This is a genomic window from Massilibacillus massiliensis, assembly GCF_900086705.1.
GTDB lineage: Bacteria > Bacillota > Negativicutes > FLKF01 > FLKF01 > Massilibacillus > Massilibacillus massiliensis.
Map to the genome: position 1 here is coordinate 482,287 of NZ_LT575483.1, position 26,243 is coordinate 508,529.

The following is a 26,243-nucleotide window of genomic DNA, read 5'->3' on the forward strand; positions in this document are numbered from 1 at the left end:
TTGTTAACTCAACTATATTTTAGACTTTTTAATTTAAAAATATGATATTTTACCTAAAATTCGATAAAATTTTACTTTTTCCTGCTTTCTTGAAAAGTAACTTTATATCATATTATTAAATTATATTCAATACAAATTGCAAATATCCTTTTTTCCTATTGACATTAATGAATGAATTTGCTACATATTTGATAAAAAAAGAGCAATCTGTCAAACGATTGCTCTTTTCATCTTTATATTTGCACTTTTGTCGAAGGAACAAATATTTTTTCGAATAATTGAATTGCATATAAATCAGTAAGTCCGGCTATATAATCTACTGTAGTTGTTTTGAGCCCCCATTTTTCACGACGAAGCAAAAACTCTCTTGGTAATTGTTCTGGATTGGAAAAAAAATAGTCATAGAGTTTTTCAATTACATACGCCGCTTTCTTTCGCTCTACAGCAAGCTCTCCGGAATAGTAAATTGTTTTAAACATAAATGATCTAAACAGATCCATAGCAGATTGAATTTTTTCCGATAAAAAAATATCTTGCTTCTCCATCGAAGAAACAATCATATCAGATACCATTACCGTTATCATTGTAGACGGCTTTATCCCCAGAACTCCAGATACTGTTTTAGGCAACATATCCGATGTTAACATTCCCGATCGTATGCCATCATCATAATCATGACACAAATATGCAATTCGGTCGGCAATTCGAACAATTTTCCCTTCTAAGGTGATCGGTAATGTGCTACCCGTGTGATTCACAATTCCATCCTTGACTTCTTTCGTCAAATTAAGGCCTTCACCGTTACGCTCTAAGTACTCAACGACACGCAAACTTTGCTCATTGTGACAAAAATGACCTAAAAGGTTTTTCATCGCTTCTTCACCAGCATGCCCGAAAGGCGTATGCCCGACATCATGACCAAGTGCAATTGCCTCTGTTAAATCTTCATTCAACCGCAGTCCCCTAGCGATCGTTCGAGCAATTTGCGCGACTTCTAAACTATGCGTCATACGCATTCTATAATGATCTCCTGGTGCCGTATACACCTGAGTTTTATGTTTTAAGCGACGAAAAGCTTTGCTATGAATGATGCGATCTCGATCACGTTGAAAAGCTGTTCTAAATTCACAGGCGTCCTCTTCTTGATCACGCGTGCTTTCAGCACTTTTACTTGCATAGCCCGATAGGATTGTGTATTCTAGATCTTCAATTCTTTCACGTACATTCATTTTTCATCATCTCCAATCACTCCCATTATATACTGAACTAAAATCAATGCAAATATATTTCACTTTTTTAACAATGCATTTTTTATGGACTTTTGTTATAATGTTCATAGAAAGGATGGGATATACTGTGAAAAAGTTGAAAGTAGTTTTTTTACTGCTGGCATCATTGCTACTTATGACAGCTTCCGCATTGGCTAAACCAATTATTACTTCTGATATAAATTATTTTGATACCAATACGGGGCAATATGTTTTAAAAGGAAATGTTTACATTGAGACTGGCAGTCGTATTATAACAGCAGGTCAAGCAAGAGTCGATATTACCTCCCTCGAAGTTTGGGCACAAGACGGGGTAACTGTTCAGCAAGATACACTAACCTTTCATGGACAAAGTGTCTATGTTAATGGTACGAACAAGACAGCTACAATCGATGGCGGTGTTGATTTATCGCGAGATAATTTATCTATTACGGCTGATTCCGTGCAATATAATTGGAGCACTAAAATTGCTGATTTTAACGGAAACGTCAACGTAAATCAAGATGGAAATTCTTATACTGCTCCCTCAGTTCGTTATAACATGGAAAACAACGAAATTTTATAAGCATCATCAGACCAGATGAAAGGGCGATTGCATTTGATTGCAATCGCCCTTTTTATAGCTGAAACTATGTTTATAAAATCACTTTACTAAAGTCAGCAATCTTATCAATACTATTCGTAAGGCTTTTTAACAAGGCCAAACGATTTGTCTTAATAGATTCATCCTTATCCATAACCATTACTTTTTCAAAAAACGTATGAATTGGAGCAGCCAAATCCATTAGTGCTTCTATTGCACCTTTATAGTCATGCCCTTCAACCAAACTATCAACAGCACTTGTCGTAGATAGATAGGCTTTATACAAATCCAATTCCTCCGCAGTTTTTAAAAGTTTTTCATCGATTTCAGTTGATTTAGCCTTACTTGATAAATTCCCAACCCGTACAAAAGCTTGCACAGCATTTTTCATTTCCGGCTTTAGGATTTCCTGTGCAACAACTTTTGCCCGTAAATAAGTCGCATAGATATCATCCATACCGCTGTTAAGCACAGCGTCTACAATATCATGTGGAATTGCTTCATCCGCCAATACATTTTTCAAACGTAACTGAAAGAATTCTTCAATTTGCTGTGTGATTTCCACGCATTTTTTCTCATCTGTAATGTGAAGCAATGCCAAATTCTGCTGTATAAGTTTTTTTAATAAAAGATTATATTCAGCTTCAATTAGAATATTTACAATACCTAACGCCTGCCGACGAAGTGCATATGGATCTTGAGAACCAGTAGGAATGAGACCTCGACTAAAAGTTGCAACAATATTATCCATTTTATCAGCAATACTAATCAATCGTCCCGCAATACGCTTCGGTAAAGCATCTCCGGCAAAACGTGGTAAATAGTGCTCATAAATGGCTTCAGCCACTTCGCTTGTTTCACCATTCAATAAAGCATATTCACGTCCCATAATGCCCTGGAGTTCAGTAAATTCACAAACCATCCCTGTCACAAGATCAGTTTTCGCCAATTCTGCAGCACGTTCAATTGTTGATAATACAGCGTCCTCTTTGTCTGTATATTTGACTAAAAATCCAGAGATTTTGATCAACCGATTGGTTTTATCAAAAATACTCCCAAGCCCCTCTTGAAATACAACTGATTTTAATTTTTCCAGTCGATCTACTAATTTTATTTTACAATCTTCTTCAAAGAAAAATTGTGCATCGGCAAGTCGTGCTCTAAGTACTCTTTCATTACCGTGCTGAACAATTTCAAGATGCTCCGCTCCACCGTTTCGCACTGTAATAAACAGCGGCATTAAAGAACTATCTTTTGACATTACCGGGAAATAACGTTGATGTTCACGCATTGGTGTGATAACGGTTTCTGCTGGTAAATTTAAATATTTCTCTTCAAAACTTCCACATAAGGCAGTTGGAAATTCAACTAAAAATACAACTTCCTCTAGCAAATCTTCTGTAATATCAGCATATCCGCCTTTTGTATCTGCAAGTGTTTCAATCTGAGTACGAATCATCGTCCGGCGTACATCTTGATCCACAATTACAAAATTTTTCTCTAGCGTCATACTGTACTCTGCTGCAGTATGAATTACGATATTACCTTTACTTAAAAAACGATGCCCACGTGTTATATTTCCAGTTTTTACGCCAGCGATTGAAAAATCAATGATTTTCGAACCAAATAACGCAACCAACCATTTGATCGGTCGCACAAATTTCATATCCAGATCGGCCCAATGCATATTTTTAGGAAAATTTAAACCATGTATTAAATCCGATAAAATCGTCTTAAGTAAGGTATCTACTGCTTGTCCTTTTTCATGCACAATTGCATAGACATACTCACCTTTTACAACGAGGTCTTTTACATCTATTTTCTGACCTTTAGCAAATCCCATACCGGCCTTTGTTGGATTACCCTCCGCATCAAAAGCAACTTTTACCGAAGGACCTTTATTCTCACTAGATATATCAGTTTGTTTTTCATCGACATCCTTGATTATAAGTGCAATACGACGAGGTGTTCCAACGGCACGAACTGATCCATAGCCAATACGTAATGCAGCAAACTTCTCTTTCGCTGCAGCTTCTATTTGTGTGAGTATCCCAGGCATAAACCTTGCTGGAATTTCTTCTGTGCCTATTTCTAATAATACATCGTTACGCATTCATGTTACCTCCCTTTAACAACGGATATCCTAATTCCTCACGTTGTTTTAAGTACCCCTGCGCACAGAGTCTTGCCATATTGCGAACTCTGGCAATAAATCCTGTACGCTCGCTTACACTAATTGCGCCACGAGCATCTAACAAATTAAAAGTGTGTGAACATTTCAGCACATAATCATAAGCGGGAAGTACAAATCCTTTTTCAATAATACGAATCGCTTCTTTTTCATATTTATCAAAGAGTTCAAATAAAAGCTCAATATCCGCTAACTCAAAATTATAAGTAGATTGTTCCAGCTCATTGCGTTGGAACACATCGCCATAAGTAACACCATTCACCCATTCTAGATCATATACGTTTTCTACTCCTTGAATATACATTGCCAAACGTTCTAACCCATATGTTATTTCCACCGATACAGGTTTTACGTCGACACTGCCGACTTGTTGAAAATACGTAAATTGTGTAATTTCCATTCCATCAAGCCACACTTCCCAGCCAAGCCCCCATGCGCCAAGCGTCGGTGATTCCCAATTGTCTTCAACAAAGCGAATATCGTGCTCTTCTGGTTTAATTCCTAATTTCACTAGACTTTCTAAATACAATTCTTGAATATTATCTGGGGAAGGTTTCATAATTACTTGAAATTGATGATGCTGAAATAAACGATTTGGATTCTCACCGTACCGACCATCTGCAGGTCTGCGCGATGGTTCAACATAAGCAACATGCCAAGGTTCTGGCCCTAATGCGCGCAAGAAAGTAGATGGATTCATTGTCCCTGCACCTTTTTCAACATCATAAGGCTGCGATAGAATACAATTTTGTGCAGCCCAGAAGTTTTGTAAGGTCAGGATAATATCCTGAAATGTCATAAAAAATTCCTCCTTCAAATTCGTAGATACAATAAACTAAGCGAGCAGCAAATAAAAAACATCTCGTCCCTGTAACAATACATTTTGTTACAGGGACGAGATGCTAATTCACCCGCGGTTCCACCCTGATTGGCCTTTGACCCACTTTTATCTCTATCATGAGTTTTACTCGCCCTATTGGACTTTCCTCTCACAGCTTCAGAACGCCTTTCATTTATCTTAATTGCCTGGCTTTCACCACTCCCGGCTCGCTGATAACGATAAATTACTCTTTCCTGCATCGCTTTAATTTTACTGCATACTAAACTACAAAATATGATTTTAGTTTAGCAAATTGTCCAAGTAATGTCAATCTATGATTTACGGCTTAAGCATAGACAACTGTTTAATAAATGACAAAGATTTTAGTGGTTTTTCAATCAAATAGGTTAAATAATTCAGCAATACATTTTCTGTTTGCATTAAAATAGCCCCATTTATACTAAATGTTTCCGGTTCAATCCAATTCAGATTTAATAGATTTTGAATAAACCCTTGCATCTTCATCGGCATATCCATCATTTCGGATGCCTTGCACGCCTTACAAACAACGCCGCCTTTTTCCAAAGAAAAGAACGCATCCGTCTCAATAGTTTCACCACAAATTACACATTCTGTATAGATCGGCTGATACCCCGTATACTCCAACATTTGATAAGCTGCAGCTAATGCAACAAGACGCGGATTACGTTTTGACAGCATTGGAAGCGCAGCCAATAACACATCATATATATGGGGCTCCGGATGCCTTTCCGGGCAAATCTCTACAACAATTTCACTCAAAAAATTTGCATAAGCCATAGCAACTAAATCTTCACGTAAAAGTTTAAACGATGTAATCGTCTCACATTGTTTAATTGTATCTAAATGATTTCCCTCTGCAACGTGAAGCTCTAAATGGCTAAATGCCTGCATTCCTCCAGCAAGTATAGATCGAGGCCTGCGACAGCCATAAGCAATCGCACTTATCTTACCTAATTCTTTTGAAAAAAAAGTAATAATTTTATCTGATTCTCCCCAGTTACGTACTGCTAACAAAATGGCTTCTGTCGAATATTGTGCCATCAAAACACCTGACTTATTTTTATTAATGCTCTAATTTTTGTGAAAATTCTTTTCCATTCATTTCGTTTATCAATTCATCTGTTTCATGTTCCTCTTCACAATTCCGATAAAATAAATATGCCTCAATCCGCCCTGTATCTTGGAACATATCCCACATCACATTTTTCAACAACATATTACATCATCCCTTCGCAAATGCTATGTCAATTCACATTTACTTATAATAATGCTTAAATAAAAATGATTTTTAACACTCTTTATTTATCTAGTTGAACATTGAAAACATAACTCTATTAATAGGATAGCCGATTTAAGGAAAAATATAAAGAGGAAAACAAAATTTTAATATACTATTTTTAGGAAAATTTTATTTTTCATTTTGAACACCTGTTATTTTTTCTGCAATTACATCCTCACCTTCATGCCTAGGCATAACGGTCCCAGCCGTAAGTATATACTGCAGGGCCGATTCACTGCTGATGTCAAGCGAAATAACATCTCTGCGAGGTACAATTAAATTTGTTCCCGAAGTCATATTTAAACTCCACGGCACAAATACACAAACATAATCCCCATCTAATTTTTCTTTTAATGGCTCTGATAACTCAGACATAATAAAGCCAATGGCTTTTGCACCTTCATGTGGATAAGGAACTAAAACTGCCTCATTAAATAAATTATTAGACTCGAACACAGCTGTGGACAAATGCTTAACACTATTATAAATAAATTTGACAAAAGGTATTCTATTTAAAAGACTTTCACCAAAACTAATTAAACGTTGTAAAATCCAGTAAGAGGACAACCAACCGACCAGCAAAATCAAGCCTAAAACCGTAATAAGTCCAATTCCGGGAAATTGAATCGGTAGATGCCTGCCCAGCAAAGTTTCTGTGAAAGAAAAAATTTCAACAATAACAAAAATCGTAATTGCAATTGGCACAATCACTATTAATCCATTAAAAAAATACTTAGATATAACTTTCATTCCTGCACCTCTACATAAAGCTAATTCAATCATAAGGAATAAGCGTATGCCAAAATTTGCATACGCTCCTATCATTTATTCGTAGCCTAAGCCACGTAAAATTCCATCTCGATTGCGCCAATCTTTTTTTACTTTTACCCATAGATCAAGATATACTTTTGAACCAAGTAAATTCTCTACATCTTTTCGTGCCAATGCGCCAATCTCTTTTAGTAATGCACCTTTTGCTCCAATTACGATACCTTTTTGAGATTCACGTTCTACATAGATCGTCGCTCTAACATAGATATCTTCATTCTTACGCGTAGACATTTCCTCAATGTCTACAGCAATTGCATGCGGAATTTCTTCTCGCGTTAAATGTAACACTTTCTCACGAATCAGCTCCGCAATAACCAACCGCTCAGGTTGATCTGTTACCATATCGCTTGGATAATATTGTGGCCCATATTCCAAATATTTTTTTATTTCTACCAGTAAATTATCCAAATTCATTTCTTCTTTTGCAGAAATCGGTACAACACCAGTAAAACTATATCGATCAGAGTAACGTGATATCGCCGGTAAAACTTGTTGTTTGGAGACTTTATCAATTTTATTGACAACTAGGATAACCGGCTTATCTGTTGATTGAAGACGTTCTAAAATATATAATTCACCAGCACCGATGTCCTCACTGGCATCAACAACAAATAAAATAACGTCTACTTCTTTCAACGTAGTTTCAGCTGCATTCACCATATATTCCCCAAGCTTATGTTTAGGTTTGTGTATCCCCGGTGTATCAATAAACAAAATTTGTGCATCATCCTGCGTCAGTACACATAAAATTTTATTTCGTGTTGTCTGCGGTTTATCGGACATAATTACAATTTTTTGTCCAATTAACCCATTAATTAATGTTGATTTCCCCACATTTGGTCTGCCGATTACTGCGACAAAGCCAGATTTATAATTATTATTTTCCATAAAAATTCTCCTTATCAAAACCTTATACTAATAAAAAAATATTAAAACTCCAATTACAACTGCTGCTATACTTGCGATCAATACTGCACCTGCTGTGATATCTTTAATAATTTTAGCCATTGGATGAAACTCTGGTGATATCAGATCTATGATCAATTCAATAGCTGTATTGATCATCTCCAAAACTAAAACGCTCATCACTGTAAGCAATAAAATGTACCATTGATAACGCTCCAGTTCATAATACCATGCACAAAGAAAAACAAGCAGTGCTGCAATTCCATGAATTTGATAATTACGTTCATTTCGCAGACAATACCAAATTCCACGCAATGCATAACGGAAGGATTCAAAAACATTTGCACTTTTCATCGTCTATTCTCTAGAAATGCCTAAATGCTGTAATACATATTCTTCCTCTTTGCGCATTTCTTTACGGTCTTCCTCATCAATATGATCATATCCTAACAAATGCATCATTCCGTGCACAGTCAAAAATGCTACCTCACGTTCTACACTATGACCATACGCTTCCGCCTGCTCAACTGCCCGCTCAATTGAAATAAGAATATCGCCAAGCATGTTAATTTCCGGTCCATCAATGATTTGAGGTTCTTCGCCTTCATTTAAAGCGAACGAAATTACATCTGTGGCAGCATCTTTATTTCGATATTCACGATTAATTTGTTGTATATGCGTATTATTTGTCAACGTTACACTCACTTCTGCCGTCCCTAAATCATACAACTCTGCAGTTTTATTTATTACTTTCCTCACTGTCTCCTCTATCTTCGGCATGACCGTCACTTCCGGTGGAAAGTTGCTTAATATTACTTCCATTCTTACTTTTCCTCTCTATTTCTTTGATCGAATCTGGATATTCTATACGTGAATGAAACATACTGGATAAAATACGAAGATAGACATCGCCGATTTGCGTTAAATCTCGCAACGTCAAATTACATTCATCAAATTGTCCATCATTCAATCTCTCGCGAATAATTTTACGCACCATAGCTTCAATGCGATTGGCATTCGGTTTACTGATAGAACGAACCGCAGCCTCGCACGCATCCGCAATCATGATAAGTGCCGCCTCTTTTGTCTGCGGTTTTGGTCCTTCATACCGAAAATCAGACTCAATGATACACTCACTATGATCCCCCTCTGTTGCCCGCCGATAAAAATATGAAGCAAGTAGAGTGCCATGATGTTGCGCTACAATATCAGATATCACTTTTGGCAGCTTATATTCACGACATAACTCTAATCCATCTTTCACATGAGAAGTTATAATCAAAGTACTTAAAGTTGGTGCGATTTTATCATGTGGATTTTCTCCGCCAAATTGATTTTCTACAAAAAAGTAGGGTCTCTTTATTTTACCGATATCATGATAATAAGCACCCACCCGGACTGTCACTGGATCCGCACCAATCACATCAGCCGCTGCCTCTGCAAGATTTCCCAGCAAGACACTATGATGATAAGTTCCCGGTGCTTCAAGCAGCAAACGCTGCATAAGTGGATGATTGGATTGACCAAGCTCCAGCAATTTAATTGGTGTAGTTACATTAAAAGCATGCTCTAAATAAGGTAAAATTCCTGTAGTGATGATGACAGATCCAATCCCATTCACTACCCCTAGCAAGCATTGCATCGAAAGCTCATAAGAATCAACCTGTATCATTAATCCAGTCGCACCAATGACTAAAAAATTGACAATGGCAATCCAAATGCCTGTCATCGTCAAACTATAACCATGTGCCATTTTCGCCACATTATAAACGCCTACAGTACTGCTCAAAAGCGCTGCTGCTACTGCACGTAAATCATAGTTTACAATCAAGCCAAACAGCATTGCAAGCGCTAAGCTTACGACCATACCAACACGTGGATTAATTAAAATTGCTGTCAGTAATGCCCCCGTAGCAATAGGTGCTACAAAATAAGAATAATAATGCACGACTTTAGCCAAAGCCAGCGCAATAAGAATGATCAAACTAAGTAAAAGCAATAACAGATTTTTCTCATAAACTGCATGTTCAAACTTATAAATAAACAGTAGTAATATCGACATAACCACAATAACAAAAACCGTTAAACCAATCATACGCTGTTCATTCAATTGCCCTTTATGCAGCCCAACTTCATCCATCATATTAATTTGAGATGCTGTGATAATGTCACCCCGTCGAACAATAACTTGTCCCTTCCGAACAGTCTCTCGTACCGGTTCCACACTTGCAACTGCAGCTTGCTTTCGTTTTTCAGTCTCTTTCACATTTAAGATAACATTTGACACTAAAAATTTATCGACTAAATTTTTTACAATAATTTTTTGATTTTCATCTAAGTCAAGTTCCTTTACCTCAAGCGCAATATATTTTTTTGCAGTTTCTAGATCATCCCCATGTACACCACGCTGTAAGTATTTTCGCAAAATCGCTAAACTGCTTTCTCGTACTCCTGCAGACTCCTTCACTTCAAACTGGACTAAAATATCCAAGGTTTCTTCCGTTAATGATAAATTTTGCAAATTTGCTAAAAATTTTTGTTTTACATCTTCCTTCGAAAGAGATTCGCCTTCATGTGCACTTTGCAATACGTTAAAAATCGTATTGATTTCATCTTCTGCCTTCACCAACACTGTAACATCCAAATCATACACATCAGCAACACTCGCTAAAACATTATCCTCTAATTTTTTTGTTTTTACCGTATCAATGTAAGATACAGTACGCGATGCAATAATATCACGATCACTTACTTGTCCCTCTTCAACAGCTACTTTATCTGATATGATATCAACAGCAATGATCACGACAAATAAAAGCAAAAATACTACACCTAGAAAGATCCGTGTCATCGCACGTCTAGTTCGTAGTTTCTCTAACTTTAATAAAAACAACCGCAAGTATGAATTTATAAAATGCAATCAAAATCACCTGCCTTACTTTTCTGCTTGCATCGCATTTTTTCTCTCATATGTATCATAAGCCCGAATAATCCGCCCTACAACTTCATGTCGAATTACATCACTGTCGGTAAGATGAATACAGCCTACCCCATCTATATTCGATAAAACCATTTGAGCCTCCGTTAAACCAGATAACATCCCCTTAGGTAAATCCGTTTGCGTCAAATCTCCAGTCACTACCATTTTGGAACCGAACCCCAACCTTGTCAAAAACATCTTCATCTGCTTCGTCGTCGTATTTTGCGCTTCATCCAGAATAACAAAAGAATCATCAAGCGTTCGTCCGCGCATATACGCAAGCGGCGCTACCTCGATGATATTTTTAGCCATAAATTTTTGATAAGTTTCAGCTCCTAAAATATCATATAGTGCATCGTATAAAGGTCTTAAATACGGATCGACTTTATCTTGTAGATCACCAGGCAAAAAACCAAGTCGCTCACCAGCTTCCACAGCAGGCCTTGTTAGAATAATACGCTGCACTTCTTTATTGCGCAGTGCAGCTACTGCCATCACTACGGCAAGGTAAGTTTTTCCTGTACCAGCCGGACCTATTCCAAATGTAATATAATTTTGTTTAATCGCATTTAAATAAACACGCTGCCCTAATGTTTTTGCCTTTATCTGCCTGCCTTTAGCGGTAACTAAAATGATATCACGAAATAAATCATGCAAACTACTTTCTTGATTATTTTGCACTAAATTAATACTATAGAGGATCTCATGCATAGTAATCGTATTTCCTTGATTATATAGAAACAAAAGCTCCTGTAAGAGCTTTTCTAACTTTAAAACCTCACTTGCTTCTCCTTTCATGATGACTTCATCACCACGACTCGTTATTTTACAATCAAATTTTTCACAAAACACATGCATATATTCATCATTATGCCCCAATAGCGCTAATGCTGTACTTTTATCTTTTAACTGAAAACTTTTCTCCAAAAATTCTTGCAAAACTCGTCCTCCTTATTCTTCATTATATTGGTTATACATCCCAATCAGCTCTTCCGTTTCTATTACAAGTTTTACTCGTATTAAATTACGATCTTCTTCTGGCTCCAGCAATGTAACCTTCTGTGCTACTACATAAGCATCGCGCGGAATTTGCATACTATTCTCGGTTAAAGCTTCACGCGCAGCAGTATCCTCCGCTTCTATTTCATCCAATACAATCGTATTGGCCTCCAATTCACGATAAACATCTATAATAGTTTCGACAACAAAGTCATGATTCCTCCACCAAAGCAGATTTTTACGAATAACCTCATGCTCGTACGCTGCAAAAGTATTTAGATTGGCCCGTTTTAAATCAATTACATTGCCACAAAAATTCATTTTAATCCCGAACTCTGAATTTCCTGTTAAGGTATACTGTGTTTCTTCTAATTTAGATTCTCCAATGCTTTCATATTGAATACGCGCCTTTACAATACCTTTGGCACGGATTACTTCACTATTCTTCCCAATTCCCTTGATTAATACATCACCCACATTTACATAATCACCTGCAGCGACCTTACTCTCCCCTAATATAGGAATGCACTCACTAATAATTCCTGCTTTACTGGCAATCAAATCCGCCGGTGATTTATCTTCCTGCTCCGCTGTCACTTTTTCAACGACCTCAACAATAGCTCTTGTACCCGTAAAATGGATGCCAACCCAAGCAACCTCGGGAATAGATAATAAAATTTCTTTTTCAAGCTCTTTTGTTTTAACTTCTTCTTTTTTATTCCCTACACGCAAGCCCTTTGCTTCTATAATATGCTGAATTCTTTTTGTTGGAATATTTTTCAAACCCGCAACATCGATAAACCAAATATAACTGCTCAATATATAAATTGCAATCATAAAGACAACTGCACCATAAAGAAATATCCTGCGTTTTTTTAGACGTTTTATAAAAAAGGGAAAACCGTAAGAATCTATCACTGTGATTTTTACTTCGGTTTTCCTCACAACATCACGAATGCGAAAAAAATCGCTAAGTGACAGCCAAATAAATACACATCCGTCTAGCTTTCTTACACCCCATAATTGCATCTGCTTTGTCATACAAAGATTCATAAATCGTTCTTGATTTTCACCTTGTACTTTGATCTTCACTGCACCTTGCATATAGCTAGAAATTTTATGTGTCATATTTGAGTTCCTCCACACTTCCTTCAATTAAAATCTGTTCCTTCTGTAAATGCCCTAATGTCAGCTTCTCTCCACGCACACATAAACAACCTTGGCTTAGATTAATTCGGATACAAGAAGAGGTGTATTCAATAATGCCACGATGATTTTCTACCAAAAGCTGTTGATTTCCAAGCATGATAATTCGTGGTAAATCAAAAACAATATCGTCTGGCAAATCCAAAGCTTTTGCCAAACGTACCAATTTACTCCGCCTACGCATTTCCCTCACCCCTTCATACTATATGTATGCAAAAATACATAACCTATCACACAAAAAAGTAGACGCTACAAAATGTAACGTCTACTCAATTTCCAAATAAACTATGGACAGATAATTTAGGAACAAAGTTCATTGAAGCTAGGTGTCCCGCCGCGTACGCGTACGCATATATTGATAAGCCTTTGGGGGCTGTAATATTTGTGTATAACAAATTGCATTAAAGAGAGCATCCGGACGAAGATCTAGCGGTTTTAGCGTTTTCTCTTTCGTCTCGACAAACGGTGCCTGTATTTCCTCGTCCTGCTTTTTAGGATTTTTCAACGCTTCTGAATACTTCATCATGCTCTGCACAGCAGCTGTTGACATCTCTGGCTCACGATACACAACTGGCGTTTCCGTTTTAGGCGGTGCACTTTTTATCGGCGGAATAAGAATTGGGGACGGTTTTTTCTTTTCCCCGGTTTTCTGCTTGTAATCAGTTTCCCCCGGCAAATTCGTTTTTTGTTTCTTTTTTTTGCCCTCAACTGCATCTGCGATAAGACTGAAAACAATAAAAGCAGCGATTAAAAAAATAATTTCCATATGCGTTACCGAACAGGAAGGTCATCATTTTGACCCTGCGAACCAGCTTTGCTAATAGCATCCCTCATCTGTGTATCCGCCTTAATATTATTCATATTATAATAATCCATCACACCGATTCTGCCTTCACGAAGTGCTTCAGCCATGGCATGAGGAACCTCAGACTGTGCTTCAACAACTTTCGCACTCATTTCTTGTGTATAAGCCTTCATTTCCTGTTCTTTCGCTACCGCCATTGCGCGACGTTCTTCTGCTTTGGCCTGTGCAATTCGTTTATCAGCTTCCGCTTGATCTGTCATAAGTTCAGCACCGATATTCCGTCCTACATCAACATCTGCGATATCAATCGAAAGAATTTCAAAGGCTGTTCCTGCATCTAAGCCTTTCTCCAAAACAGTTCTTGAAATATGATCCGGATTTGCCAGTACATCTTTATGATCTCCCGAAGATCCAACAGTTGTTACAATGCCTTCACCAACTCTGGCTATAATAGTAGCCTCGCCAGCACCACCAACCAATCGATCAATATTCGCACGAACTGTAACACGTGCTTTAATTTTCAATTCGATCCCATTTTGAGCAACAGCAGAAACTACAGGAGTCTCAATCACCTTTGGATTAACACTCATCTGCACTGCCTCCAATACATCTCGACCAGCAAGATCAATCGCTGCAGAACGTTCAAAAGGCAATGGAATCTGTGCCCGATGTGCTGCAATTAATGCATCAATCACGCGGTCAACATTACCACCAGCCAAGTAATGCGCTTCTAATTGATTTACAGTGACCTCAATTCCAGCTTTATTCGCTTTAATAAGCGGCATGACGATATGTCCCGGTGGAACACGACGTAATCTCATTCCCACCAAAGTAAAAATTCCAACTCTCACACCAGCCGCAATTGCGGAAATCCACAATCCCAATGGAACAAAGTGCAAGAAAACCATAACTGCACAAACGATTAAAATAAGTAAAAACCCTGATCCTACTAAATATTGCAAAACCAATCCCTCCATTTTAAATTAAATTTATCATAAATTGTCTAAATTAAATCACGTCCATCAGCTTTCCTCTTTTTCTTCCTGTACCATTTCGTGTATTTGTCTTACAACAATACGACTCCCATTGATTGCAACCACTTGTACTTTTGCATTCTTTTCAATGTATCGGCCTTCAGACACAACATCCAGTTTTGTATGATTCACCAAGGCAGTCCCGGCCGGACGAAGTTCCGTAATAACAATACCTTCCTTGCCCAGAAATGCACTATAATCTTTTGCACTGTTATATCCTTTACTCTCTGCTGACGTATCTTTTAAAATAATCTTTGTCCATAATTTACTTGAAGGCAATCTTCTCATTAGCAAGGCAAACGCTATAATTGCAATAGCTAAACTAATAAGAAGTATATAAATAGCCGAACTACCTCCACCAAGTGCTAATATAAAGCTGTATAACACAGCGACAACGCCAATCCCGGCAAATATGCCAACACTTGGCGTAAGCAGTTCTATAACAATAAACAAAATGCCAAGCAAAAATACAGCAATTTCAAAAAAACTTACCATGCCCGTCACAAATTGACTAAAAAAGAATAACCCTGCTGCAATGACACCAAATAATGCACCAATCCCCATACCAGCAGTTTTTATTTCAACAAGCAGCGATAAAAAGATAATCGTAATTAATAGTATTTTTATCATTGGCAAGCCCCAAATCTCTGGCGGCATACGATAAAATCCTCCCTTCGATTAGATATACTTTATAGAGTATACACAAAATACATCTCTTCATCCGACGATAAAAATTATTTTAATAAACTTCTTATCCCTAAAAATAAAACTTTTTTAAATCGTCCCTGTAAAACTGTATACTTTATTAAACTATATCTTGATAAATTCCCTGCTTTTATACTATTCCACAAATATTTGATAAATTCCTACATATAAAAAATAAAATCCAGCACTTTTAAAGTACTGGATTCATTTTACTGATTTAATATTTCGCGCACAAGTGTATTTACTAACTTTCCATCTGCACGCCCTTTGACTTTTGGCATCAACACTGCCATTACTTTACCCATATCTTTTGGGGATGTAGCACCACTTGCAACCACAGCCTCATTAACTAAAGAACGAACTTCGGTTTCAGTTAATTGTTGAGGAAGATATGGCAATAATATTTCAATTTCCTGTTCAAGCTGATCAACAAGATCTTGGCGATTCGCCTTCTTAAACTCATCCATTGAATCTCTGCGCATTTTTACTTCTTTAGAGATTATATCAAGAACCTCGTCTTCGGCAAGTTCTTTTTTATTATTGATCTCAACATTTTTGATAGCAGAACGAACCATACGAATCACAGAAAGACGTAATTTGCCTTCCTCTCTCGCCTTCATTGCCTGCTTCATATCTTCAGTTAATTGATCCTTAAGAGACATATTTTAATACCTCCGAAACGAAATTTAAGCTTTAAATTTACGTTTACGTGCAGCTTCGGATTTTTTCTTGCGTTTTACACTAGGTTTTTCATAGTGTTCACGCTTTCTAACCTCAGCAAGAGTACCAGCTTTTTGACAAGTACGTTTAAATCTACGGAGTGCACTATCGATTGTTTCGTTTTTTCCAACTTTAACTTCTGACATCTATTCTTCCCCCCCTCCACTCGACATGGGAGTGTACTGCTTAACTACACCTAAACATTATACATGAACTATAGTTTTATTGTCAACATCAACCTGGTGGCCAAGCCATAGCTCTTGCCCCTAACAGGTGAAAATGCAAATGAGGAACGGTTTGCCCTCCATCCTCTTTTGTATTTACAACCATTCGGAAGCCATGTTCTGCCAAACCTTGTTCTTTGGCAATCGTAGGAATAACATTGGTCATAATATGTACCATCAATTGACTATCTTGATTCGTCAATTCAAGGAGGTTCGCAATATGTTTTTTAGGTATGATTAACACATGGGTCGGTGCTACTGGATTCACATCAGGAAAAGCTGCAACGAGATCATCTTCATAGATAAAATTCGTAGAAACTTCCTTATTTGCAATCTTACAAAAAATACAGTCCATATCAATCGACACCTCCTTTCAAAAAAACATCACATGTTATGGCTTCTTTATAAATTATATTTTATTCGCTTTTTTTTACAAATTACCTGCTTTATAAAGCAACTTATTTGAAAATTTTACCCCAGACCCCGTCTTTATATACTTTTTCTAAGTAGACCTGATAAATTGCGCCACATTCGACTTGTCCATCGTTTCCATCGAGATAAACACGAACATAGTTTCCTGTTAAGCCATCTAGAATTCCTTGATGCTCCGTTTCTATTAAAACAGAAAGTGTTTTGCCAATAAAACGTTTTCTATACGCATCAGCTTTCTGATCCGCTACAAGTTGCATCATATGCGCACGTTGTTTTTTCACTTCTTCATCTACTTGAGCCAAAAATTTCGCCGCTGGTGTACCCTGCCGCTTGGAATATGGAAACACATGAATTTTAGCAAATTCTATTGATTTTACAAATTCTAAACTTTGTGTAAACATCTCATCTGTTTCGCCCGGAAACCCAACGATAATATCCGTAGAAATCGCAATATTAGGCACGGCGAGCATCACATCATGAATTAATCTTTTATATTCTGCTGTATCATAATGCCGATTCATCGCCTTTAGTATTTCATCATTGCCAGACTGCAACGGTAAATGTAAATGCGGACAAAATCTCTCATCTCGGCATAAATGATCAAACAACTTTGGTGAAAGCTCAATCGACTCCAAGGACCCCAAACGTAAACGTTTCAATGGTTTTATTTTTAAAACAGCTTCGACTGCATCTACCAAGCTTATTTTAGTATCTAAATCTCTGCCGTACGCCCCCAGATGAATTCCTGTTAAAACGATCTCTTTAAATCCAGCTGCAACAAGTTTTTCCGCTTCATCAATTACACTTTGCAGCTTCCGAGAACGAAGCGGACCTCTTGCATAAGGAATGATACAATATGTGCAGAAATTGGTACATCCTTCTTGAATTTTCAAGAAGGCACGCGTTCTACCCGGCGTATCAAAAAGCGGAATATCTTCGAACTCTTTTGCCTGCATAATATCCGTAATCGCATTTACAACGCCCTCTTCGTGCGCTGCTTGTTCTACTAAATCAACAATTCGATTGCGTTCCTTTGTTCCAATAATGACTTTTACCCCTTCAATATTTTCTACTTGTTCTGGTGCAATTTGCGAATAGCAACCAGTCACCGCTATGATCGCACTTGGATTCCGTCTCATCGCCCTGCGGATAAGTTGGCGTGATTTTTTCTCTCCTAAATGCGTTACCGAACAAGTATTGATGACATAAAAATCAGCTTCACTTTCAAAAGGAACAATTTCATAATGCCGCTCTTTAAATAGACCTTCCATAACTTCAGTCTCAAATTGATTTACCTTACACCCCAGCGTTGTGAGAGCAACTCTTGCCAAAACATTCTCCTCCTAAATCACCATTTTGATACATCACCATACTGATTGCCGCAAGTGAGGCTGTTTCTGTTCTTAAAATTCTTGGTCCCATCGTAACAACACGAACGCCAAATTCTTTGCAATCCGTAACTTCGTTTTGAGTAAACCCACCTTCGGGGCCAATCAAAATCAAAAACTTTTTAGCTTCTGTCGTTGTCAGCAAAGATTTTATTGCTGCATCAGCTTGTCCTTCATAACACATAAATGCGATTGTATCTTGCTGTAGCTCTAACTGCAATTGTTTCAGCTGCATAATGGGACTCACGGTAGGCAAAATCGTTCTACCGCATTGTTTAGCTGCTTCAATCGCAATTTTTTGCCATTTTTTCCGTCGTGCTTCTTTTTTTGCATCGTCATATTTTACAACGCAGTTCTGACTTATAACAGGAATAATACGACTCACACCAAGCTCTACAGCTTTTTGCACAATGAAATCCATTTTATCCGATTTCGGCAAACATTGTGCTAAAGTTACTTCTATTGGCGCTTCCGTATTTTCTTCTAAAATCGATACGATTTGTAAGGTAAGTATATCATTTTCTATCTCAATGATTTCTGTCTCAGCGATCTTTCCGTTAACGTCTACAACAATGAAATTTTGTCCAATTTTATAACGAAGTACATGGATAATATGATGTGCATCATCACCTGAAATCGTAATTTTATCTTGAAGCGGAACTTGAATAAAAAACCTTCTCACTCTTAAAAGCCTCCGTTACGAATAAGCATTGCAGCCCAGCCACCTTCTTCAACGACTTTATCTACAACAAGACCTTGTGCCAAAACAGCTTCTGTTACATCGCCTAGACGTTCTGCAATAATGCCACTTGCAATCATGGTACCACCTTTTTTTAATTTATTCGGTACATCCTCAAGTAAACGAATAATGATATCAGCGACAATATTTGCAATAATCACATCCGCCTTTCCATCCAGCCCCTTCATCAAATCCCCTTGTTTGACGTTGATTAGATCCGTTACATGATTGATCTCTACATTTTCTTTTGCCACGCGAACAGCCATTGCATCGAAATCTACTGCCATAATTTTTTTCGCACCAAGTTTTGCTGCTGCAATTGCCAATACACCAGATCCTGTGCCAACGTCAAAAACGTCCATACCGCCAGTAATCGTTTCTTCTAAAAGGCGAATACACATAGCGGTAGTATGATGCGTTCCCGTGCCGAATGCCATGCCTGGATCGAGTTCAATCAGGATGTCATTTGGACTGGCAGGATATGATTCCCAAGAAGGTTTAATTACGATAAGCTCTCCAACTTTCACGGGATGAAAAAAATCTTTCCAAGAAGTAGCCCAATCCTCTTCTTGAATCTCATTACAAGAAATATCGCCTAAACCTTTATCTATATTATTTCCTGCCAATTCATCCACTCTTTTTTCAAATATACGAAGCTTGTCATCCAGTTCTTCATCAACAGGCAAATAGGCTTTAACCGTAACAACTTCCGTATCCATTGCCTCTGGTATATCCGTATAATCCCAAGCACCTGAAATACGATATTCATTCACAAGTTCAGGATCTTCAATCACGACACCAGTAGCTCCTAATTCGTGAAAAATCTCTGCAATAATTTCCGTTGCTTCGTGTGTTGTTTTTATCCCAATTTCAGCCCATTTCATGATTACTCAATCTCTCCCTTAACAATGTGATTGCCTTAGACAAGCAATGCCGAGGTATATCCCTCGGCTTTTTACTCAACAAATTTGTCCATTCACTTAAAAAAACTTTTTAAACCAGCTTTTTTGCTCTGGATTTACATTTTCACCACTGATTTGTCCAAACTCAGTCAGTAATGCTTTTTGTTTTTCGTTTAATTTTTGCGGCGTTAAAACTTTTACTTTTACATGTTGATCACCGCGACCTTGCCCACGTAAATATGGAATACCTTTATTTTTCAAGCGTAAAATCGTCCCTGACTGAATGCCTTCAGGAATTTTCATTTTTACATTACCATCTAAAGTAGGCACTTCAATCTCATCACCGAGTGACGCTTGAACAAACGTAATCGGCACCTCACAAATGACCTCTGTTCCTTCACGTTTAAATAATTTATGCGGTTTTACAAAAATATAAACATACAAATCCCCAGAAGATCCGCCGCGTGTACCAGCTTCACCAGCATTTGTCACTCGAATTCTAGATCCATTATCAACACCCGCTGGAATTTTAACACTTATTTTGCGTTTTACACGTTTTTTCCCTTTACCGCCACAAGTTTTACAAGGTGTATGAACAATGGTACCTTCTCCATTACATCTGTCACAAGCTTTGGCATTGATCATACGACCAAACGGTGTATTTTGTGTAAATTGCACCTGACCTGTTCCTTTACAAGTCGGACAGGTTTCAGGGTGTGTTCCGGCTGCTGCACCTGATCCATGACAACTTTCGCAGGTTTCTGTACGAGGAATATTGAGTTCAACGTCCTTGCCAAAGGCAGCTTCTTTAAAGTCAATTTCCAAATCATAACGTAAATCACTGCCGCGTTCTGGCCCTGGTTTATGGGAACCGCCAAATCCACCTTGTCCACCAAAGAACATATCAAAGATATCACCGAAGCCACCTGCGCTACTGCTAAATCCGCCAAAACCACCTGCACCGCCGCCCGCGCTGCCATCAAACGCAGCGTGACCGAATTGATCATATTGAGCCCGACGTTTAGAATCTGATAAAACTTCATAGGCTTCATTTGCTTCTTTAAATTTTACTTCTGCCGTTTTAGGATCATCACGATTAACGTCAGGATGATACTTTCTCGCTAGCTTTCTAAATGCTTTCTTTATTTCATCATCTGATGCACTTTTAGATACGCCTAGCACTTCATAATAATCGCGCTTACTCACTTTACACCATCCTAAACATGTATCTTTTAGCCGTAAGACTCCGACTAAAAATTAGTCGGAGTCATCAGACTTTCTCTCTCAATTAGCGTAACTTATTTCTTTTCGTCATCCACAACTTTATATTCAGCATCTACTACATTTTCATCTTTTTTCGCTTGTTCATCCGCTTGTGCATTAGGATCCCCCTGTGCACTTGGATTTTGCGCTTCCGCAGCTTGATATGCAGCAGCACTCATTTCATATAAAGGTTTTGTAAGTTCCTCTGTTGCGGATTTAATCGCTTCAAGATCCGTACCTTTTAAGGCTTCTTTAACTTTTGCCGCCGCAGCTTCTACTTTTTCAACTTGCGCTTTATCTGCTTTATCACCTAAATCTTTGATTGTCTTTTCTGATTGATAAACCAAAGAATCAGCATTGTTTCTTACTTCAACTTCTTCTTTACGTTGTTTATCTTCTGCAGCATGTGATTCTGCTTCTTTTACCATACGATCAATATCTTCATTACTCATACCGCCGGAAGCTGTAATTGTAATCTTTTGTTCTTTCCCAGTGCCAAGATCTTTCGCTGAAACATGTACGATACCATTTGCATCAATATCAAATGTAACTTCAATACGAGGTACACCTCTTGGAGCTGGTGGAATATCTGACAATTCAAAACGACCAAGTGTCTTATTACCAGCAGCCATTTCACGTTCACCTTGAAGAACATGAATATCAACAGATGGCTGATTATCCGCAGCAGTTGAGAAAGTTTGGCTTTTTGATGTAGGAATCGTTGTATTGCGTTCAATGATTTTTGTACATACGCCACCTAATGTTTCAATACCTAAAGAAAGCGGCGTTACATCAAGTAACAATACATCTTTTACTTCGCCAACAAGCACGCCCGCTTGGATCGCTGCACCAACTGCAACACATTCGTCTGGGTTTACACCACGATGAGGTTCCTTACCGAGGTTTTTCTTAATCGCTTCCTGTACTGCAGGAATACGGCTAGAACCACCAACTAAGATAATTTTATCGATTTCACTAGCAGAAAGTCCGGCATCTTTTAACGCTTGACGTGTTGGCGCCATCGTATTTTCAACAAGCTCTGCAGTTAATTCATCAAATTTTGCCCGTGTCAACGTTAAATCCAAATGTTTTGGTCCAGATGCATCTGCTGTGATAAACGGCAAATTGATATTCGTGGATAAAACACCAGACAACTCGATTTTTGCTTTTTCAGCAGCTTCAAGTAAGCGTTGTGCTGCCATTTTATCTGCTGATAAATCAATACCACTTTCCTTTTTAAATTCTTCAACCATCCATTTCATTACACGCGCATCAAAATCATCACCGCCAAGACGGTTATTTCCGTTTGTTGCTTTAACTTCAAATACGCCATCGCCTAATTCGAGAATGGAAACATCAAATGTACCTCCACCTAAGTCAAATACCAAAATCGTATGTTCTTCACCCTTATCCATACCATAAGCGAGTGAAGCGGCCGTTGGTTCATTGATAATACGAAGTACTTCAAGACCTGCAATTGTACCAGCATCTTTCGTCGCTTGACGTTGGCTGTCATTAAAATATGCAGGAACTGTAATAACTGCCTGTGTAACAGTTTCACCAAGATATGCTTCAGCATCTGCTTTCAATTTTTGTAGAATCATTGCGGATATTTCTTGTGGTGTATATTTCTTGTCATCAACACTGACTGTATACTCCGTCCCCATATGACGTTTAATTGAACTAAATGTATGTTCAGGATTTGATACTGCTTGACGTTTCGCCAACTGCCCTACTAAGCGTTCTCCAGTTTTTGAAAATCCAACAACAGATGGTGTAAGACGACTTCCTTCTGTATTTGCAATAACTGTAGGTTCCCCACCTTCCATTACCGCTACTACCGAATTTGTCGTACCTAAGTCTATACCTATTACTTTTGCCATTATGAAATCCCCCTTGCAAAATATATCAATCTTTTTATTTATAAACTTTAATTACCTACAACTTTAACCATGCTTGGTCTTACGACGCGACCGGACACAAGATATCCGCGCTGTAATTCTTCAGCAACCGTATCATCTTCCTTCGTGTCATCTGCGACACGCATAACCGCCTCGTGAAAGTTCGGATCAAATTTTTCCCCTACGGCTTGAATTGTTTCAAGTCCATTTTTTTCTAAAATGCTGAAAAGTTGCTTATAGATCATGTCAATACCATTTTTAAATGAACTATGATCCACACTTGTATCAGCAGCCAAAGCACGTTCAAAATTATCTAACATCGGCAATAATTCTTTTATTAAATTTTGAATAACAAAGCCGGATAATTCTTCTTTTTCTTGGCGCGTACGTCTTCTAAAATTATCAAAATCCGCTTGCAACCGCTTTACTCGATCTATGTGATCCTGTATAAGCTTATCCTTACTTTCCAATTCAGTTTTTAAACGTATAATTTCTTCATTCTCTATAGTCTGTTCTATTTGCTGCGCATTCTCTGCCTGCGTATGCTCCTGTATTTCGTCATTTTTTAAAGAATCTGCAACTTCCTGCGCGTCTGCAGTTTTTTGCTTTTGCTCATCCGCCATTATGAATTCTTCACCTCTTTATTTTTACTACTTAAGTATTGATTCTTCATGCTTTCACTTTATTTATAGTTATAAAATAAGTAACTGATTTTATTTTAGAGAGACCAACTTTACTTGATCTCTCTAAAATTTATATTTTTTTAATATTTGCCCTAAATTGCTGTTCATAAAATCAAGCAATGCCATAATTTTACCATATTCCATTCGAGTTGGTCCAAGTACTGCAACTGTACCAATGATTTTACCATCCAATTTATACGTAGCACTCACCATACTGCAATCTTGAATGCCACTATATTTATTTTCTTGACCAATCGTAACAACAATTCCATCTCCATCATGCGCGTGAAGCAAATCGCATAAGAGTTGCTCTTCTTCAAGCATCAACAAAATATTTTTTACCTTTTCAACATCACGAAATTCCGGCTGATTTAAAAGCTGTGTTGTGCCACCTAAATATACACGCTCTTTTTTATCCACGGTAAGTGCCTGACTAATGGCCTCAATCGTAGCATCAAATAATTTAGAATCGGCTAAGACGTCTGCTTTAATTTTTCTTAGTACGGAAGGCTTAATAGACTCTAAAGCCTGCCCTGCCAAGTGCTTATTTACAACACTAGCAATACACTGTAAATCCTGCACTGTTGTACCGTTTGGCATAGCAATCACTTTATTTTCAATAAATCCTGCATCCGTCATAACTACAACAATTGCACTATGCTTCCCAAAAGGAAGAAATTGTAGATATCTAAAGGTCGCTTGCGCCAATTGCGGTGCCAAAACTAATGAAATATTTTTCGTCATTCTTGATATAATTCTTGCTGTTTCTTGAAAAACTTCTTCAATTCGCTTTACTTTTACATTATACCAATTACTGATCAAATTAATTTCATTTTCACTCATTGCCTCTGGCGATAGTAAATCATCAACATAAAAGCGATACCCTTTCGCAGAAGGAATACGGCCCGAAGAAGTATGCAGCTGCTCAATATACCCCAGCAATTCTAAATCAGCCATCTCATTGCGTATAGTAGCTGAACTGACACCAAGGTCATATTTACGGGCAATTGTCCTTGAACCAATAGGCTCTGCGGTGGAAATATAGTCATTTATGATAGCCTGGAGAATTTTTTGCTTACGCTCATCAAGCATTTTCCCACCCCCTATTGTTAGCACTCTACATTAGTGAGTGCTAATGTCTAATAAAAACATACCACTACTCAATTAAAATGTCAATAAAACAATAGCTTTTATTTTAATAAAAATTCACAAAAAACTTGATTTCCATATTGCATCCCTAAATCAGTCAGATAAATAAAGTTTCCATCTTGCGCAATTAACTTTTTAAATTTGAGCCTATCTATAATATGACCATAAACAGAAAAAAAGTTACGATTAAATTTTTGTTTAAAAATTTTTAAATCAATTCCATTTTTCATTCGAAGTGCTAAAAAACAAAATTCTTCTATCTGTGTTATACAATCCAGGCTCTCACAAGATTCTATCGTCGATTCTCCCGCAAACCTGCGTCGAATGTATTCTTTTACGTCATCAAGATTAGAAAAACGCTTTTCCTTAAGGTAAGAATGTGCAGCTGTACCAACACCAAGATATGGTTTCACTTGCCAATATTTCAAATTATGTTTGCTTTCAAAATTAGGTTTAGCAAAGTTTGAAATTTCATAACGTTGATATCCATAGCGCGGCAGCAATTGCATAACCAAATGATACATTTCCTCATCTAGGGTGTCACTTGGCAAAATTAGCGTATTTTGTTCTTGCAGTTTTTCAAATACAGTTCCATCCTCTATCTTTAACCCATAAACAGAAACATGTTCGATTCCTAGTGCAGCCGCTTGATCAATGCTCTTTCGCACATCATTTACCGTTTGCTCTGGTAAACCATACATTAAATCTAAGCTAAGATTTCGAAAACCAATTTTTTTTGCTAATAAAACAGCTTCTTCAGCTTCTTTAGCAGTATGAATACGACCGATTTTTTTTAACAGCCTATCTTGAAAACTTTGCACACCAAAGCTCAGTCGATTGATGCCATTTTCAAACAACATACGCAGTTTTTCTTCATTTGCAGTTCCTGGATTCACTTCAATTGTACTTTCCACTTGAGGAGAAACCGCAAAATTTTTTTCAATTGCAACGATAATTTTATTTAATGCTTCCACATTTAATACCGTCGGTGTTCCACCGCCAATATAAATCGTATCAAGTACAGGATGAGATAAAAGAGCGCCTTGTGCAGCAATCTCTAAACACAAGGCGTTTACATAGGATTCGTGTAGACATTCTAGATTTGCATAGGAAGGAAAATCACAATAAAAACATTTTTGCTGACAAAACGGTATATGAACATATAAACCTAAATTCATCATACCACACTCCCA

At 37.6% G+C, this 26,243-nt stretch carries 28 protein-coding genes; 1 reads left to right on the plus strand and 27 read right to left on the minus strand.

All coding sequences use genetic code 11. The features are described from left to right. Positions 1-233: 233 nt before the first annotated feature. On the minus strand, positions 234-1,229 hold the full coding sequence (locus BN6559_RS02615; RefSeq protein WP_110953302.1) for a deoxyguanosinetriphosphate triphosphohydrolase: 996 nt from the start codon (positions 1,227-1,229) through the stop codon (positions 234-236). Between the two features lie 127 nt (positions 1,230-1,356). Here BN6559_RS02615 and BN6559_RS02620 point away from each other — a divergent pair, with 127 nt between their 5' ends. Next, complete coding sequence (locus BN6559_RS02620) at positions 1,357-1,833, plus strand: LptA/OstA family protein (protein WP_110953303.1); 477 nt, start codon at positions 1,357-1,359, stop codon at positions 1,831-1,833. Positions 1,834-1,903: 70 nt separating this feature from the next. Here the strand turns inward: BN6559_RS02620 and glyS are convergent, their stop codons facing one another. The 26 genes from glyS to hemW all read right to left on the minus strand — a co-directional run bounded on the left by glyS (position 1,904) and on the right by hemW (position 26,231). Next, positions 1,904-3,964 (minus strand): glycine--tRNA ligase subunit beta, encoded by a 2,061-nt coding sequence (glyS, locus tag BN6559_RS02625; protein ID WP_110953304.1) that lies wholly within the window; start codon positions 3,962-3,964, stop codon positions 1,904-1,906. Continuing rightward, on the minus strand, positions 3,957-4,841 hold the full coding sequence (glyQ, locus tag BN6559_RS02630; RefSeq protein ID WP_110953305.1) for a glycine--tRNA ligase subunit alpha: 885 nt from the start codon (positions 4,839-4,841) through the stop codon (positions 3,957-3,959). The genes glyS and glyQ overlap by 8 nt, the downstream gene beginning before the upstream one ends. 360 nt (positions 4,842-5,201) lie before the next feature. Continuing rightward, positions 5,202-5,945: a DNA repair protein RecO gene (gene recO, locus BN6559_RS02635; RefSeq protein WP_110953306.1), complete on the minus strand. Its 744-nt coding sequence runs from the start codon at positions 5,943-5,945 to the stop codon at positions 5,202-5,204. Positions 5,946-5,967: 22 nt separating this feature from the next. Then, positions 5,968-6,120 carry a YqzL family protein gene (locus tag BN6559_RS02640; RefSeq protein WP_110953307.1) on the minus strand — a complete coding sequence of 51 codons (153 nt, stop codon included), beginning with the start codon at positions 6,118-6,120 and terminating at the stop codon, positions 5,968-5,970. A 192-nt stretch (positions 6,121-6,312) separates the two neighbouring features. Beyond that, complete coding sequence (locus tag BN6559_RS02645; protein WP_110956242.1) at positions 6,313-6,933, minus strand: DUF502 domain-containing protein; 621 nt, start codon at positions 6,931-6,933, stop codon at positions 6,313-6,315. A gap of 75 nt (positions 6,934-7,008) precedes the next feature. Next, positions 7,009-7,902, minus strand: coding sequence for a GTPase Era (gene era / locus BN6559_RS02650; protein WP_110953308.1), 894 nt, complete (start codon positions 7,900-7,902; stop codon positions 7,009-7,011). Positions 7,903-7,929: 27 nt separating this feature from the next. Beyond that, positions 7,930-8,274: a diacylglycerol kinase family protein gene (locus BN6559_RS02655; protein ID WP_110953309.1), complete on the minus strand. Its 345-nt coding sequence runs from the start codon at positions 8,272-8,274 to the stop codon at positions 7,930-7,932. Between the two features lie 3 nt (positions 8,275-8,277). Continuing rightward, on the minus strand, positions 8,278-8,742 hold the full coding sequence (ybeY, locus tag BN6559_RS02660; protein WP_110953310.1) for an rRNA maturation RNase YbeY: 465 nt from the start codon (positions 8,740-8,742) through the stop codon (positions 8,278-8,280). Then, positions 8,660-10,741, minus strand: a complete 2,082-nt coding sequence (locus tag BN6559_RS02665) for an HD family phosphohydrolase (RefSeq protein ID WP_199883696.1) — start codon at positions 10,739-10,741, stop codon at positions 8,660-8,662. Before BN6559_RS02665 ends, ybeY begins: the two co-directional genes overlap by 83 nt. A gap of 114 nt (positions 10,742-10,855) precedes the next feature. Continuing rightward, positions 10,856-11,839, minus strand: a complete 984-nt coding sequence (locus tag BN6559_RS02670; protein WP_234407798.1) for a PhoH family protein — start codon at positions 11,837-11,839, stop codon at positions 10,856-10,858. 12 nt (positions 11,840-11,851) lie between these two features. Further along, positions 11,852-13,027, minus strand: coding sequence for a sporulation protein YqfD (yqfD, locus tag BN6559_RS02675; protein ID WP_110953311.1), 1,176 nt, complete (start codon positions 13,025-13,027; stop codon positions 11,852-11,854). After that, positions 13,017-13,289, minus strand: a complete 273-nt coding sequence (yqfC, locus tag BN6559_RS02680; RefSeq protein ID WP_110953312.1) for a sporulation protein YqfC — start codon at positions 13,287-13,289, stop codon at positions 13,017-13,019. The genes yqfD and yqfC overlap by 11 nt, the downstream gene beginning before the upstream one ends. Before the next feature lie 138 nt (positions 13,290-13,427). Beyond that, complete coding sequence (locus tag BN6559_RS02685) at positions 13,428-13,871, minus strand: hypothetical protein (protein ID WP_110953313.1); 444 nt, start codon at positions 13,869-13,871, stop codon at positions 13,428-13,430. A 5-nt stretch (positions 13,872-13,876) separates the two neighbouring features. Further along, positions 13,877-14,872 carry a flotillin-like protein FloA gene (floA, locus tag BN6559_RS02690; RefSeq protein WP_407656740.1) on the minus strand — a complete coding sequence of 332 codons (996 nt, stop codon included), beginning with the start codon at positions 14,870-14,872 and terminating at the stop codon, positions 13,877-13,879. Between the two features lie 60 nt (positions 14,873-14,932). After that, positions 14,933-15,601: an NfeD family protein gene (locus BN6559_RS02695; RefSeq protein ID WP_110953315.1), complete on the minus strand. Its 669-nt coding sequence runs from the start codon at positions 15,599-15,601 to the stop codon at positions 14,933-14,935. Positions 15,602-15,858: 257 nt separating this feature from the next. After that, complete coding sequence (locus tag BN6559_RS02700; protein WP_110953316.1) at positions 15,859-16,311, minus strand: GatB/YqeY domain-containing protein; 453 nt, start codon at positions 16,309-16,311, stop codon at positions 15,859-15,861. Positions 16,312-16,335: 24 nt separating this feature from the next. Continuing rightward, on the minus strand, positions 16,336-16,515 hold the full coding sequence (rpsU, locus tag BN6559_RS02705) for a 30S ribosomal protein S21 (protein WP_019553266.1): 180 nt from the start codon (positions 16,513-16,515) through the stop codon (positions 16,336-16,338). Between the two features lie 88 nt (positions 16,516-16,603). Next, a complete protein-coding gene (locus BN6559_RS02710; RefSeq protein ID WP_110953317.1) occupies positions 16,604-16,948 on the minus strand; it encodes a histidine triad nucleotide-binding protein in 345 nt (114 codons plus the stop codon). 103 nt (positions 16,949-17,051) lie between these two features. Next, complete coding sequence (mtaB, locus tag BN6559_RS02715) at positions 17,052-18,356, minus strand: tRNA (N(6)-L-threonylcarbamoyladenosine(37)-C(2))-methylthiotransferase MtaB (RefSeq protein ID WP_110953318.1); 1,305 nt, start codon at positions 18,354-18,356, stop codon at positions 17,052-17,054. Then, positions 18,322-19,095: a 16S rRNA (uracil(1498)-N(3))-methyltransferase gene (locus BN6559_RS02720; protein ID WP_110953319.1), complete on the minus strand. Its 774-nt coding sequence runs from the start codon at positions 19,093-19,095 to the stop codon at positions 18,322-18,324. The genes mtaB and BN6559_RS02720 overlap by 35 nt, the downstream gene beginning before the upstream one ends. A 2-nt stretch (positions 19,096-19,097) precedes the next feature. Next, complete coding sequence (gene prmA / locus BN6559_RS02725; protein WP_110953320.1) at positions 19,098-20,036, minus strand: 50S ribosomal protein L11 methyltransferase; 939 nt, start codon at positions 20,034-20,036, stop codon at positions 19,098-19,100. A gap of 96 nt (positions 20,037-20,132) precedes the next feature. Beyond that, positions 20,133-21,260, minus strand: coding sequence for a molecular chaperone DnaJ (dnaJ, locus tag BN6559_RS02730; RefSeq protein WP_110953321.1), 1,128 nt, complete (start codon positions 21,258-21,260; stop codon positions 20,133-20,135). A 92-nt stretch (positions 21,261-21,352) separates the two neighbouring features. After that, positions 21,353-23,200, minus strand: coding sequence for a molecular chaperone DnaK (gene dnaK, locus BN6559_RS02735; protein ID WP_110953322.1), 1,848 nt, complete (start codon positions 23,198-23,200; stop codon positions 21,353-21,355). A 47-nt stretch (positions 23,201-23,247) separates the two neighbouring features. After that, a complete protein-coding gene (gene grpE, locus BN6559_RS02740; RefSeq protein ID WP_110953323.1) occupies positions 23,248-23,841 on the minus strand; it encodes a nucleotide exchange factor GrpE in 594 nt (197 codons plus the stop codon). 123 nt (positions 23,842-23,964) lie between these two features. Then, on the minus strand, positions 23,965-24,993 hold the full coding sequence (gene hrcA, locus BN6559_RS02745) for a heat-inducible transcriptional repressor HrcA (protein ID WP_110953324.1): 1,029 nt from the start codon (positions 24,991-24,993) through the stop codon (positions 23,965-23,967). A 98-nt stretch (positions 24,994-25,091) separates the two neighbouring features. After that, entirely contained in the window at positions 25,092-26,231 is a 1,140-nt protein-coding gene (gene hemW / locus BN6559_RS02750; protein WP_199883697.1) for a radical SAM family heme chaperone HemW, read from the minus strand. Positions 26,232-26,243: the final 12 nt, after the last annotated feature.

What these genes read in the sequence shown, in the direction of transcription:
- BN6559_RS02615 (WP_110953302.1), bottom strand. Translation starts at nt 1,229, where the DNA reads ATGAATGTACGTGAAAGAATTGAAGATCTAGAATACACAATCCTATCG.
- glyS (WP_110953304.1), bottom strand. Translation starts at nt 3,964, where the DNA reads ATGCGTAACGATGTATTATTAGAAATAGGCACAGAAGAAATTCCAGCA.
- glyQ (WP_110953305.1), bottom strand. Translation starts at nt 4,841, where the DNA reads ATGACATTTCAGGATATTATCCTGACCTTACAAAACTTCTGGGCTGCA.
- recO (WP_110953306.1), bottom strand. Translation starts at nt 5,945, where the DNA reads ATGGCACAATATTCGACAGAAGCCATTTTGTTAGCAGTACGTAACTGG.
- BN6559_RS02640 (WP_110953307.1), bottom strand. Translation starts at nt 6,120, where the DNA reads ATGTTGTTGAAAAATGTGATGTGGGATATGTTCCAAGATACAGGGCGG.
- BN6559_RS02645 (WP_110956242.1), bottom strand. Translation starts at nt 6,933, where the DNA reads ATGAAAGTTATATCTAAGTATTTTTTTAATGGATTAATAGTGATTGTG.
- era (WP_110953308.1), bottom strand. Translation starts at nt 7,902, where the DNA reads ATGGAAAATAATAATTATAAATCTGGCTTTGTCGCAGTAATCGGCAGA.
- BN6559_RS02655 (WP_110953309.1), bottom strand. Translation starts at nt 8,274, where the DNA reads ATGAAAAGTGCAAATGTTTTTGAATCCTTCCGTTATGCATTGCGTGGA.
- ybeY (WP_110953310.1), bottom strand. Translation starts at nt 8,742, where the DNA reads ATGGAAGTAATATTAAGCAACTTTCCACCGGAAGTGACGGTCATGCCG.
- yqfD (WP_110953311.1), bottom strand. Translation starts at nt 13,027, where the DNA reads ATGACACATAAAATTTCTAGCTATATGCAAGGTGCAGTGAAGATCAAA.
- yqfC (WP_110953312.1), bottom strand. Translation starts at nt 13,289, where the DNA reads ATGCGTAGGCGGAGTAAATTGGTACGTTTGGCAAAAGCTTTGGATTTG.
- BN6559_RS02685 (WP_110953313.1), bottom strand. Translation starts at nt 13,871, where the DNA reads ATGGAAATTATTTTTTTAATCGCTGCTTTTATTGTTTTCAGTCTTATC.
- BN6559_RS02695 (WP_110953315.1), bottom strand. Translation starts at nt 15,601, where the DNA reads ATGCCGCCAGAGATTTGGGGCTTGCCAATGATAAAAATACTATTAATT.
- BN6559_RS02700 (WP_110953316.1), bottom strand. Translation starts at nt 16,311, where the DNA reads ATGTCTCTTAAGGATCAATTAACTGAAGATATGAAGCAGGCAATGAAG.
- rpsU (WP_019553266.1), bottom strand. Translation starts at nt 16,515, where the DNA reads ATGTCAGAAGTTAAAGTTGGAAAAAACGAAACAATCGATAGTGCACTC.
- BN6559_RS02710 (WP_110953317.1), bottom strand. Translation starts at nt 16,948, where the DNA reads ATGGACTGTATTTTTTGTAAGATTGCAAATAAGGAAGTTTCTACGAAT.
- prmA (WP_110953320.1), bottom strand. Translation starts at nt 20,036, where the DNA reads ATGAAATGGGCTGAAATTGGGATAAAAACAACACACGAAGCAACGGAA.
- dnaK (WP_110953322.1), bottom strand. Translation starts at nt 23,200, where the DNA reads ATGGCAAAAGTAATAGGTATAGACTTAGGTACGACAAATTCGGTAGTA.
- grpE (WP_110953323.1), bottom strand. Translation starts at nt 23,841, where the DNA reads ATGGCGGATGAGCAAAAGCAAAAAACTGCAGACGCGCAGGAAGTTGCA.
- hrcA (WP_110953324.1), bottom strand. Translation starts at nt 24,993, where the DNA reads ATGCTTGATGAGCGTAAGCAAAAAATTCTCCAGGCTATCATAAATGAC.
- hemW (WP_199883697.1), bottom strand. Translation starts at nt 26,231, where the DNA reads ATGATGAATTTAGGTTTATATGTTCATATACCGTTTTGTCAGCAAAAA.